The organism is Stenotrophomonas maltophilia, assembly GCF_001676385.1.
Classification (GTDB): Bacteria; Pseudomonadota; Gammaproteobacteria; order Xanthomonadales; family Xanthomonadaceae; genus Stenotrophomonas; species Stenotrophomonas maltophilia_J.
This window is the reverse complement of the sequence record NZ_LYVJ01000012.1, coordinates 54,123-65,752: the sequence shown is the minus strand read 5'-3', so window position 1 is coordinate 65,752 and position 11,630 is coordinate 54,123. Positions and strand designations below refer to the sequence as shown.

General features: G+C 67.0%; 11 protein-coding genes. 6 read left to right on the top strand and 5 right to left on the bottom strand.

Going from position 1 to position 11,630, the window contains the following annotated elements; genetic code table 11:
* Positions 1-92: 92 nt before the first annotated feature.
* Both A9K58_RS15550 and A9K58_RS15545 read right to left on the bottom strand, forming a co-directional pair.
* Positions 93-866: a C40 family peptidase gene (locus A9K58_RS15550; protein ID WP_065200203.1), complete on the bottom strand. Its 774-nt coding sequence runs from the start codon at positions 864-866 to the stop codon at positions 93-95.
* A gap of 131 nt (positions 867-997) precedes the next feature.
* Positions 998-1,537, bottom strand: a complete 540-nt coding sequence (locus tag A9K58_RS15545) for a C40 family peptidase (RefSeq protein WP_065200273.1) — start codon at positions 1,535-1,537, stop codon at positions 998-1,000.
* 111 nt (positions 1,538-1,648) lie between these two features.
* Here A9K58_RS15545 and A9K58_RS15540 point away from each other — a divergent pair, with 111 nt between their 5' ends.
* The 6 genes from A9K58_RS15540 (at position 1,649) to A9K58_RS15515 (ending at position 7,162) form a co-directional block, all read left to right on the top strand.
* Positions 1,649-2,131: an FKBP-type peptidyl-prolyl cis-trans isomerase gene (locus tag A9K58_RS15540; RefSeq protein ID WP_065200202.1), complete on the top strand. Its 483-nt coding sequence runs from the start codon at positions 1,649-1,651 to the stop codon at positions 2,129-2,131.
* 99 nt (positions 2,132-2,230) lie between these two features.
* Complete coding sequence (locus tag A9K58_RS15535; protein ID WP_065200201.1) at positions 2,231-3,475, top strand: DUF418 domain-containing protein; 1,245 nt, start codon at positions 2,231-2,233, stop codon at positions 3,473-3,475.
* Between the two features lie 144 nt (positions 3,476-3,619).
* Positions 3,620-4,978, top strand: a complete 1,359-nt coding sequence (gene gorA / locus A9K58_RS15530) for a glutathione-disulfide reductase (protein ID WP_065200200.1) — start codon at positions 3,620-3,622, stop codon at positions 4,976-4,978.
* 160 nt (positions 4,979-5,138) lie between these two features.
* Positions 5,139-6,059: a DMT family transporter gene (locus A9K58_RS15525; protein ID WP_065200199.1), complete on the top strand. Its 921-nt coding sequence runs from the start codon at positions 5,139-5,141 to the stop codon at positions 6,057-6,059.
* Positions 5,966-6,394 carry an MGMT family protein gene (locus A9K58_RS15520; protein ID WP_407070834.1) on the top strand — a complete coding sequence of 143 codons (429 nt, stop codon included), beginning with the start codon at positions 5,966-5,968 and terminating at the stop codon, positions 6,392-6,394. The genes A9K58_RS15525 and A9K58_RS15520 overlap by 94 nt, the downstream gene beginning before the upstream one ends.
* 93 nt (positions 6,395-6,487) lie before the next feature.
* Complete coding sequence (locus tag A9K58_RS15515) at positions 6,488-7,162, top strand: rhomboid family intramembrane serine protease (RefSeq protein WP_005410509.1); 675 nt, start codon at positions 6,488-6,490, stop codon at positions 7,160-7,162.
* 50 nt (positions 7,163-7,212) lie between these two features.
* Here the strand turns inward: A9K58_RS15515 and A9K58_RS15510 are convergent, their stop codons facing one another.
* The 3 genes from A9K58_RS15510 to A9K58_RS15500 all read right to left on the bottom strand — a co-directional run bounded on the left by A9K58_RS15510 (position 7,213) and on the right by A9K58_RS15500 (position 11,500).
* Positions 7,213-8,796 (bottom strand): phytoene desaturase family protein, encoded by a 1,584-nt coding sequence (locus A9K58_RS15510; protein WP_065200198.1) that lies wholly within the window; start codon positions 8,794-8,796, stop codon positions 7,213-7,215.
* 76 nt (positions 8,797-8,872) lie between these two features.
* Positions 8,873-9,367: a VOC family protein gene (locus A9K58_RS15505; protein WP_065200197.1), complete on the bottom strand. Its 495-nt coding sequence runs from the start codon at positions 9,365-9,367 to the stop codon at positions 8,873-8,875.
* Positions 9,368-9,493: 126 nt separating this feature from the next.
* Entirely contained in the window at positions 9,494-11,500 is a 2,007-nt protein-coding gene (locus A9K58_RS15500) for a M13 family metallopeptidase (RefSeq protein ID WP_065200196.1), read from the bottom strand.
* Positions 11,501-11,630 lie beyond the last annotated feature (130 nt).

Genomic DNA, 11,630 nt, shown 5'->3' with positions numbered 1-11,630 from the left:
TCCGTCGAGGCCCGGCCACTGGCGCAACAGAAAAGCCGCTGCAGGGCAGCGGCTTTGCTTTGCGTATCAGGCGGCGCGCAGGCGCCAGCCGGTCAGAGGTCGACCCGGCGGGCCTGCATGAACTTGTTGCCCCAGTAGCCGCTGAGCAGCGTGTCCACGCGAACATCCTTGCCGGTGCTTGGTGCATGCAGGAAGCGGCCGTCGCCGACATAGATGCCGACATGGTCGACGCGGCCCTTGCGACCGAAGAACACCAGATCACCGGCCGCCAGCGCGGCGCGGTCATTGATCAGTTCGGCATTGTCGTCGCGCGCCATCTCGCGCGAGACGCGCGGCAACTCGATGCCCAGGGCCGAGCGGAACACATAGCCGACCAGGCCACTGCAATCGAATCCGCTGTCCGGGTTGCTGCCGCCCCAACGGTACGGGGTGCCGAGCAGGGTCATCGCACGTCGCAGCAGTGACTGCACCTTGCCGTTGTCGGCGGCCGAACCGACGACGCTGCCATTGGCGGCGCTGCTGGTGTCGTAGTTGGCAAGCAGGCGACTGAGGTCGCCGGCGACCACGGCCGAACGGTCCATCAACGGAATGGTGTCATTGGCCGCCAGGTGTGGCAGCAGTGCCGCCAGCGTGGCGCTGGCGGCGGCGTCGACGCGGCTGCGCTGCGGAGCGGCAACCTCGGCCTTGGCGGCCGGTCGGGCCGCGTTCTCGGCCACCGGGGCCGAGGCCACATCGGAATGGTGTGGAGCAGTCTGGGACCAGGCCGGAAGGCTGGTCAGGCACAGTGCCAAGCCAAGCAACAGGGGGCGGGCACTACGTGAAGATACGGAAGTCTGGCCTTCGCTTTTCAGGTCGTCAGTCGTCACGCGTCGGTCACAGGAAAAAAACGATGGGGCATCATGCCCTGTAAAAGGACGGATAAGTTAAAAATTCCGTTAGGAATTCGTTAGTTGTTATGTGATGACAGTCACAGTTTTGAACATATTGCCTGTTCATTTTAGCGAAGAACACGTTTCGCGCCTGTGTAATGGTCCTTCCAGTAGGGGCCGCTGAGCGAATCCAGCCGTACGGTGCCCCCTGTGCTCGGCGCGTGCACGAAGCGTCCTTCGCCCACGTAGATGCCGACATGGGTGACGTTGCCACGGCTGCCGAAGAACACCAGGTCACCGGTGGCCAGGCGCTGCGGATCGATCTTCGGGCCCTGCACCGCAGCCAGGTCGCGCGAGGTGCGCGGCAGCTTCAGGTCCAGCATCTCACGGTAGACATAGGCGACCAGGCCGCTGCAATCGAAGCCCGAATCGGGGGTATTGCCGCCATAGCGGTAGGGGGTGCCGACCAGGCTGATGGCGCGCATCAGGACCGAATTGGCGGCCTCGGGATTGTCCGGTACGGTCTTTGGCCAGTGGGCCGATGGCGGTGGCGGAGCGGGGCGCGTGGCCTTGCCGCCTCCGCAGGCGGTCATCAGCAGGGGCAGGGCCAGCAGCAGGGCCGGGGCGAGGCACCGGCGCAGGCCGGGAGAAACTGGCGTGATGTGCATGATCTCCGGATAATGCGCCACCTTGGATTGGCCGTCATGATGGCGGCGTCCCCGCCGGGCGACAACCCGCCCCAACCCGCCTGCCTCCGGCAGATCCAGACAGAGTTGCGCATGAAGATCGAAAAAGACCGCGTTGTCCGCTTCCACTACACCGTTTCCGAAGTCGGCCAGGAGCCGATCGAGTCGTCCAAGGACCGCGGCGAGCCGTTGGCGATCCTGATCGGCCACGGCAACATCATCCCGGGCCTGGAAAACGCCATGATGGACAAGGAAGCCGGTGCGGCCTTCAGCGTCGACGTCAAGGCGGCGGACGCCTATGGCGAGCGTCGTGACGGCCTGTCCCAGCGCGTGCCGAAGAAGCACTTCGGCAACACCAGGCTGGCCCCGGGCCAGCAGGTCGTGCTGCAGACCAACTTCGGCCCGCGCGCGGTGACGGTGCAGAAGGTCGGCATGAGTGTCGTCGATGTTGACCTGAATCATCCGATGGCCGGCAAGGACCTGCATTTCGACGTCGAAATCGTCGACGTGCGCGAGGCCGGCAAGGAAGAAATCGAACACGGCCATGTCCATGGCGACGGTGGTCACCACCACTGATCGCAGCGCGATCGTGATGGATGCAACGGCCCGCTCCGGCGGGCCGTTGCGTTTCCGGAACTCGTCGCGGCCATCCACCGCCTGCGGGCCGGCGGCATAATGGTGGACCTGCCCGACGGATGCCCCGTGAACGCTGCTTCTCCCTCCCTGCAACCGGTGGCCTCCGGCGAACGCATTGCCGTGCTTGACGTGCTGCGCGGTGCCGCGCTGCTGGGCATCCTGCTGATGAACATCGAGGCCTTCAGCGGTCCGCTGGAGCTGGCCTTCACCGGCATCGATGCGCGTTGGCAGGGCATCGACTACTGGGCCGATGCGTTCGTCTACGTGTTCGTGCAGGGCAAGTTCTTCACCCTGTTCTCGCTGCTGTTCGGCGCCGGCTTCGCGGTGATGGCGCAGCGCGCCGAGGTTGCCGGCCGCGACTTCACCCCTTTCTACCTGCGCCGCAGCGCCGGGCTGCTGCTGATCGGGCTGTGCCATGCGCTGCTGGTCTGGTCGGGCGACATCCTGGTGATGTATGCGTTGGCCTCGTTGCCGCTGCTGGCCTGCCGCGAGGCGCCGCGCGGCTGGCTGCCGTGGATGGGCGTGGTCGTCTATCTGGGCGGCGTGGCGATGATGCTGCTGGTGGGCGCGATGGTGTCGATGGCCTCGGCCGAGGACGTGCAGCGGATGCTGTCCGATGCGCAGCAGAGCGTTGACCAGCAGCGCCTGGCATATGGGCACGGCAGCTGGATGCAGGCCACCGCGCAGCGCCTGCATGAATTTGCTGTATCGATGGGGGCGATGCTGATCACCGGCCCGGAAGTGCTGGGCATGTTCCTGATCGGCAGCGGTTTCACCCGCAGTGGCGCGCTGGCTTCGCCGGAGCGTTTCCCGCGCCTGTACGCAGTGCTGCGCTGGGGCGCGCTGCCCCTGGGCCTGCTGCTCACAGCGATGGCGGTGATCCGGAAGCCCTACCTGGCGCCGGGAATGTATGACCTGCAGGTGACCGCGGTGATGGCGCTGTTTTCCCTGGGTGGGCTGTTGATGTGCCTGGGCTACCTGGGCTGGATCGTGCACTGGCGCACGCGGTTGGGATGGCTGGCTCCGGCCGGGCGGATAGCGCTGACTCATTACCTTGGCCAGTCGCTGCTGTGCACCTGGCTGTTCTATCACTATGGCCTGGGGTGGTTCGAAGCGATGCCGCGCAGTGTGCAGTTGTTGTTCGCGCTGCTGGTGTTCGCCGTCCAGGTGGGCCTGTCGCACGCGTGGCTGCGGCGTTTCCGCTTCGGCCCGATGGAATGGCTGTGGCGTGCGATGACCTACCGGCAGTGGCCGCCGATGCGGCGTGGCACCGGGCCGGGATGATGCAGGGTCCGCCCGATCGTCACGCATGCACCGCAGCAGGACATGGCATGCTCGAAACCACATGACGCGGGGCGTCCGCCGGTTGTGGTTGCCGCCTGCAACCCCGGCACGCCGTCCTTTCTTTCACCGACCCGAGCGACATCCATGAGCACTGCGCCCCATGATTACGACCTGATCGTCCTTGGCGGGGGATCTGCCGGCCTGGCCGGCGCCATTCGCGCCGCCCAGTACGGCAAGCGCGTGGCGCTGCTGGAGCCCGGTGAGCTCGGCGGCACCTGCGTCAACATCGGGTGCGTGCCGAAGAAGGCGATGTGGCTGGCGGCCGACCTGCACGAGCGCATCGGCCTGGCCAGTGCGATGGGCTTTGACGTGCCGGCGCGCCCGGCGCTGTCGTGGAAGGAACTGGTGATCCATCGCCAGGCCTACATCAGCAACATCCACGCCAGTTACCACACGCGGCTGGACGAAACCGGCGTGGTGCGCATCCCGGCACGTGGCCGCCTGCTCGATGCCCACACCGTGGCCTGCAGTGACGGCGTGCGCTACAGCGCTGGGCATATCCTGATCGCTACCGGCGCGCATCCATTGCGCCCGGATATTCCGGGTGCAGAGCTGGGCCTGGTGTCCGACGATTTCTTCGATCTGCGCGCGGCGCCGGCCGAGGTCGCGATTGTCGGCGGCGGTTATATCGCCGTGGAGCTGGCCGGGCTGCTGCAGGCGCTGGGCAGCAAGGTCAGGTTGCTGGTACGTGGCCAGCGCCTGCTGGAGCGCTTCGACTACGAGCTGACCGACCAGTTGGCCGAGAATCTCAAGCAGCAGGGCGTGCGCATCCATTTCGACTATCGCCTGCGTGAACTGAAGCGTGACGGAGCGCGTGTGCGCGCATACGGCCATGACGGCCCGATCGACAGCGTGTTCGATGCGGTCTTCTTCGCCACCGGCCGTCGTGGCAACAGCCATGACCTGGGCCTGGAGGCGCTCGGCATCGGCATTGGCGAACACCGGCAGGTACAGGTGGATGAGTGGCAGACCACCTGCGTGCCGAGCGTGCACGCGGTCGGTGACATCGCCGGCAAGGTCGGTCTGACCCCGGTGGCGGTGGCCGCTTCGCGGCGGCTGATGGACCGCCTGTTCGGGGGGCGCCCGCAGTCCAAAATGGATTACGAGAACGTGGCGAGCGTGGTGTTCTCGCATCCGCCGCTGGGCGCGGTGGGCATGAGCGAGGAAGAAGCGCGCCGGCGTTTCGACCAGGTAAGCGTCTACCACAGCCGCTTCCGCCCGATGCTGCAGGCGCTGGCCAACGGCACCCAGCGCAGCCTGTTCAAGATGGTCTGCGCGGGCCCGGAAGAACGCGTGGTCGGCATCCACCTGCTCGGTGAAGCGGCCGACGAGATCCTGCAGGGCTTCGCGGTGGCGGTGAAGATGGGGGCGACCAAGGCCCAGTTCGACGCCACCGTGGCCATCCACCCGACGTCGGCCGAGGAAGTGGTACTGATGCGTTGACCCGGGCCGTTGTAGAGCCGAGCCATGCTCGGCTGCTTTTCGCCCAGGCATGGTGGAGCCGAGCGCAGGCCCGGCTCTACGGGGCAGCGGGCGCACCCATGCGACAATGACCGCCCCGCACGCTTTCCCGGGCCGCCCCGCGCGGCCCGCCGTCGTCCCGATGTCCAGTCCCACCTCCCGCATCGCTACCGCTTCCCCACGCATCGCGTTGGGCGGCATCGGCCTGGCCGCGGTCGGCGCCATCGCCGCGTCCGGCAAGGCCATCATCGTCAAGCTGGGCCTGCGCCATGGCGTCGACGCCACCACGCTGCTCGCAATGCGCATGCTGATGGCGCTGCCGCTGTTCGTGCTGATGGCGCTGTGGGCCGCGCGCCGGGCTGCGCCGCTGTCCTGGGCCGACCGCGCCCGCGTGCTGTGGCTGGGCTTCACCGGCTACTACCTGTCCAGCCTGCTCGACTTCCAAGGGCTGCAGTACATCAGCGTGACCCTGGAGCGGCTGATCCTGTATTTGAACCCGACCCTGGTGCTGCTGATCAACGTGCTGCTGGCGCGGCAGCGCCCGGGCCGCTGGCAGATCGGTGCGCTGGTGCTGAGCTATCTGGGCGTGCTGCTCGCCTTCGGCCACGACCTGCAGCGCGAAGGCGGGCAGATCATCGTCGGCAGCCTGCTGGTGCTCGGCAGTGCGCTCAGCTATGCGCTGTACCTGTTCGGCAGTGGGCAGGTGGTGGCGCGCATCGGCGCGGTGCGGCTGACCGCCTACGCCAGCTGCGTCGCCAGCGCGCTGGTGCTGCTGCATTTCGCGGTGACCCATCCGCTGCCGTTGCTGTGGCAGGCACCGGCACCGGTGCAGTGGCTGTCGCTGGTCAATGCCACCGCGTGCACGGTGCTGCCGGTGCTGGCAATCATGCTGGCGGTGCAGCGCGTGGGTTCGTCGCTGGCCGCACAGGTCGGTATGCTGGGGCCTGTTTCCACCATCGTGATGAGCCTATGGCTGCTCGACGAACCGATGGGGCCGGCGCAGGTCGCCGGCACCGTGCTGGTACTGATCGGCGTACTGCTGGTGACCCGCCTGCGGCGTTGACACCGGAACAGGCACGGGCGCGCATCCTGGCGGTGATCCGCGCGATCCCGGCCGGGCAGGTGATGGGGTACGGGCAGGTGGCGATGCGCGCCGGCCTGCCCGGGCGGGCCCGCCTGACCGCGCGCATCCTTGGCCAGAACGACGACCCGGACCTGCCCTGGCACCGCGTGCTGCGCTCGGATGGGCGCATCGCCCTGGAAGAAGGTTCGGCCGGCTGGCGCGAGCAGTCGCAGCGTCTGCGTGCCGAGGGCGTGCGGGTGGAGAACGGGCGGGTGCGGATGCCGGCCACCGATCCGGCGGCGGCGCTGGATGCGGCCGTGTGGGGGCCCGGCTGAGCATCGCTGGCGACTGAACAGGCCATGCCTGGGGCGCGCCGACATGGCATGACGCTGCGGCTATGATGGAGGCCGTTCCATGCCGGTGCTCCCATGTTCCCGCGACTGCCAACCGTTACCAAGGCCCTGCTGATCGCCAACGCGATCCTGTTCCTGCTGCAGCAGCCGTTCCTGCTCGGCATGCAGACCTTCGAGCCGTTCATGCTGCAACCGCTGCAGCAGGGTTTCGATGCGTTCTCACCGGGCGGCAACTTCCAGCCGTGGCAGCTGCTGACCTATGGCTTCCTGCACGGCAGCTTCGGCCACCTGTTCTTCAACATGCTGGCTGTTTTCATGTTCGGTGCGCCACTGGAGCAGACCTGGGGCGAGAAGCGCTTCCTGCTGTACTACCTGGTCTGCGTGGCCGGTGCCGGCGTCTGCCAGCTGCTGGTGGGAACGCTGCTGGAGAACCCGGCGACGGTACTGGGTGCCTCCGGCGGCGTGTTCGGCCTGTTGCTGGCCTACGGCATGCTGTTCCCGAACCAGCGGGTGATGCTGCTGTTCCCGCCGATCCCGATGAAGGCGCGTACTTTCGTAATCCTGTTCGGTGTGGGCGAACTGGTGCTGGGCATGACCGGCTGGCAGCCGGGCGTGGCCCACTTCGCGCACCTGGGTGGCATGCTGTTCGGCTGGCTGCTGATCCGCTACTGGCGCGGGCAGCCGCCGTTCAACAAGCGGCGTCCGCCGGGACCGCCGAAGCGCCCGAACCATCTGCGCAGCGTCAAATGATCCGAAGGATCATTTGACGCTGTGGGTGCCGACCGTTGGTCGGCACGCCTCTACAGGTCCCGCAGCACCACCTGCGCGGCATTATGCCCGGGTGCGCCGGTGACGCCGCCGCCAGGATGGGTGCCTGAGCCGCACAGGTACAGGCCGGGCAGCGCGCCGCGATAACCTGCCTGGCCGACCATCGGACGCGCCGAGAACAACTGGTTGGCGCTCAGTGCGCCGTGGAAGATGTCGCCGCCGATCAGGCCGAAGGTGCGTTCCAGATCCAGCGGTGACAGCACCTGCCGGCCAAGCACGCTGTCGGCGAATCCGGGGGCATAGCGGTCCACGGTGGCGATCATCAGATCGGCCACGGTCTGGCGGTGATCATCCCAGTGACGTCCGTCAGGCAGCACGGGTGCCACATGCTGGCAGAACAGGCTGGCCACATGCTGTCCGGGCGGGGCCAGCGAATCATCCAGCGTGCTGGGAACCAGCATCTCCACGATCGGTTCGCGTGACCAGCCGTCACGGCGCGCATCCAGCCAGGCGCGGTCCATGTAGTCCAGGCTGGGCGCGATGATGATGCCGGCGCTGAGGTGATCGCCCGGGCCGGGCAGGGCACGGAAGTCCGGCAGCCGCGACAGCGCCACGTTCATCCGGAATGTGCCAGAGCCGCAGCGCCAGTTTGCCATGCGCTCGCGTGTCGCCGCCGGTACCTGCACCGGTTCCAGCAACTGCTCATACAGCAGCTTCGGATTGACGTTGGCGATCACCGCGCGGGCGCGCAGGGTTTCGCCGTTGGCCAGCTCTACGCCCACGGCACGCCCGTGTTCGATCAGTACGCGTTGCACGCCGGCATCCACGCGCAGTTCCGCGCCCGCCCCGCGTGCGGCGGAGGCGATGGCCTGGCTGATCGCGCCCATGCCACCGATCGCATGGCCCCATGCGCCTTTCATGCCATTGCACTGGCCGAACACATGATGCAGCAGTACATAGGCGCTGCCCGGCGTGTGGGGGCTGGCATAGTTGCCGACGATGCCGTCGAAGCCGAACAGGGCCTTGACCGGCTCGCTCTCGAACCAGCGGTCCAGGTACTCGGCGGCCGACAGCGTGAAAAGATCCAGCAGTTCCTGCCGCAGCGAGGCATCCAGGGGGGCCAGCTCGCGACCGAGACGGCCCATCTGCCACAGCGCAGGCAACGCGCGCCAACCACCGGCAACGCCGACGTCCGGTGGCGCACGCAAGGCCCACGCGCGCAGCACATCGGCGAAGATCTCCAGGCGTGCTTCATACGCGGGCAGGCGCTGTGCATCCCGCTCGGAGAACTTCGCGATCTCGGTCCGGGTGCGACCATGCGCCGACAGCAGGTAGCGGCCGTCGGGCAATGGCAGGAAGTTGTTGACGGGCCTGTTGATGATGCGCAGCCCGTGGGCATGCAGCTGCAGGTCGTCGATCACCTTTGGCTGCAGCAGCGACACCGTGTATGACGCCACCGAGTTGCGGAAGCCTGGATGAAACTCCTCGGTGACCGCGGCACCGCCCAGAACGCCACGACGCTCCAGCACCAGCACTTTCATTCCGGCGTGCGCCAGATAGGCCGCGCAGACCAGGCCGTTGTGGCCACCGCCGATGATGATTGCGTCCCAGATCATCTGTACCTCGGAAAAAGGGGACGGAGGGGATTAAGTCGCAACTCGCGTGGCTGCACCGGCGGTGGGGATAAACGACTTAATCCCCTCCGTCCCCTTTTTGGATTGCGGCCTGGAGGGTGGCGATGTCGATCTTCTTCATCGGCATCATTGCGTTGAAGGCACGCTTGGCCAGCGCCTTGTCCTGGCTGGTCACCGCCTCGATCAGCATGCGTGGGCTGATCTGCCAGGAGATGCCCCAGCGGTCCTTGCACCAGCCGCATTGGCTTTCCTGGCCACCATTGCCGACGATCGCATCCCACAGGCGGTCGGTCTCGGCCTGGTCTTCGGTCTGGATCTGGAAGGAGAACGCTTCGCTGTGCTTGAACGCGGGGCCGCCGTTGAGGCCGACGCAGGGGACGCCGCACACGGTGAATTCGACCGTCAGCACGCTGCCTTCCTTGCCGTCCGGATAGTCACCGGGCGCGTGATGCACGGCAGTCACCGCGCTGTCCGGCAGGATGCTGGCGTAGAAGGTGGCGGCCTCGAGCGCGCCGTTGTCATACCAGATGCAGATGGTGTTCTTGTGCGCCATGTCGGGGTTCCACGGTGGACGAAGCCGAAGCGATAGCACGCCCGGTGTTAACCCGCGATCGTGCTGCATCCGCAAAAAAGAAGGGCGCCCGGGGGCGCCCTTCGTGCCTCAACAGCGGCCGTTGGCTCAACGCCAGACCTTGATCTGCTCGGCGTCGCTGCGCTGCATCGGCTGGCCGGCCTTGCAGCTGAAGGTGGTGCCGAACGCCGGCAGGTTGGCCAGCGTGCCATTGCTGCGCCACACACCCGGTGCACGGATGTCGGCGGTCAGGCGGCGCACGGCTTCATTGGGCGACAGCTGCTGTGCCCACAGTGCCGACCAGGCGCGGAAGAACCCCTGCTGCTGTGCCGGCTTGGCCTTCGGCTCCTGCGCGGTGTAGGCCGCCCAGGCCAGTTCCAGGCCGGCGATGTCGGCCAGGTTCTCTTCCTGGGTGAGCGTGCCATTGACCTTGGCACCTTTGACGCCGGGGAAGTCGTAGGCGCCGTACTGGGCAGCCACGCGGTTGCCCAGCAGGGTCCAGGCGGTCTTGTCGGCCGGGGTCCACCAGCTGCGCAGCTCGCCCCTGGCGTCGACCAGGGCGCCCTTGGCATCGATGGCGCGGGTCAGCTCATGGCCGACCAGTCCACCGAAACTGCCGAACTTGTCGGCGGCATCGGCCCTGGCATTGAACACCGGGCCCTGCAGGATCGCGGCGGTGACGATCAGGCGGTTCTGCGCCAGGTCATAGGCCAGCGATGGCTGCTGCGGCAGCACATCCCAGCGACGGTCGGCATTGCCCTTGCCGATGCGCTTCATTTCCTCGCGATGGCGCCAGGTCGACGCGATCAGCATGTTGCCACCGAACGAGCCACGGCCCATCGGCTGCACGCTGTAGTCCAGGTCGCGCAGCGGGGTACCGATCTCGATCTTCAGCGCGGCCAGCTTGGCCTGCGCTTCGGTTTTGGCTTCGGCACTCATCCAGCTGCTGTTCTTGACCGCCTCGATCTGGACTTCGCGCACCCTGTCGACGATCCACGCCGCCTGGCGACGATCTTCGGCCGACAGGTACCGGGCGGCATACTCACGGCCGACCATCGGGCCGGCGGCCACATTGATGGCGTCGAGCACGCTTTCCCAGCGCTGCGGCGGCAGGGTCTGGCCTCGCAGCACGCGGCCGCGGAACTCGAATTCGGCGTCGCGGTAGGCCTTGGACAGGTACGGGGCCATGGAATCGCCCACGCGCCAACGCAGGTAGGCCTTCCACTGGTCCGGCTTGAGCCGGGTGACCATGCTGTCGAGCTGCCTGAACAGGCCCGGGTCGGCCAGTGAGACCAGGTCGTCATCCACGCCCTGTGCCTTCAGGAACGCATCCAGCTGCAGGTTGCGGTAGCGGCTGTTGAGGTCGCGGGTGGTGATCGGTGCGTAGTTGTTGAACGGGTTGTTGATGCCGGCCAGCGACTGCGCGTTGCGTGCCAGCTCGGTTTCCAGCGTGATCACCGCCTGCGCTTCGGCCTCCAGCTTCGCGGCCGGTGTACCGGTCAGTGCCAGGATCTGCTTGACGTAATTGCGGTAGCGGCCCATCAGGGCGACGGTGTCGGCGTCGGTGCGGGTATAGAACGCCGGATCCGGCAGGCCCATGCCACCCTGCATGAAGTAGCCGATGTGGCGGTCCAGGGCCTTGAGGTCGACGTCCGGGCCGAAGTTGAACGCCACCGGGATACCGACCTGGTGCAACGCGGCGATCGAGGCGGGGATATCCTTGGCCTTCTTGATCGCGTTGATGCGGGTCAGCAGCGGCGCGATCGGATTGGAGCCGTCTGCTTCCACCGCAGCTTCGTCCAGGCCGCTGGCCCAGAAGTCGCCCAGCAGTTTCTGCACGTTGCCCTGCGGCGCCTTCATCGCGGCGTCGAGCAGTTCGCGCTGCTGCTGGCGGCTGCGATCGACCAGCTGGCCCAGCGCGGTGGTGGCGCCGGTCTGCGGCACCGGATTGGCCTTCAGCCAGCCTGCGTTGGTGGCGGCGTAGAAATCGCTGCACTGGGCGCTGACCGCCGGAGCGCGGGCGGCCTTCTTCTTGGCGGCGAACGCATCATGGGTCGGGACCAGGGTCGCCAGGCTGATGCCCAGGGCGATGGCAAGCGGACGGAAGTTGGGCATGTGGAACGAATCCGTGATGGATTGAGGGCGCGCGCACTATAGCAAGCCGTGCATGGGCGCGGGATGCATGCATCACCGCGCGTTCCAGCCTTTCCCGGCAGAGCGGGGTGCAGAAGAACAAAGGCCCGGA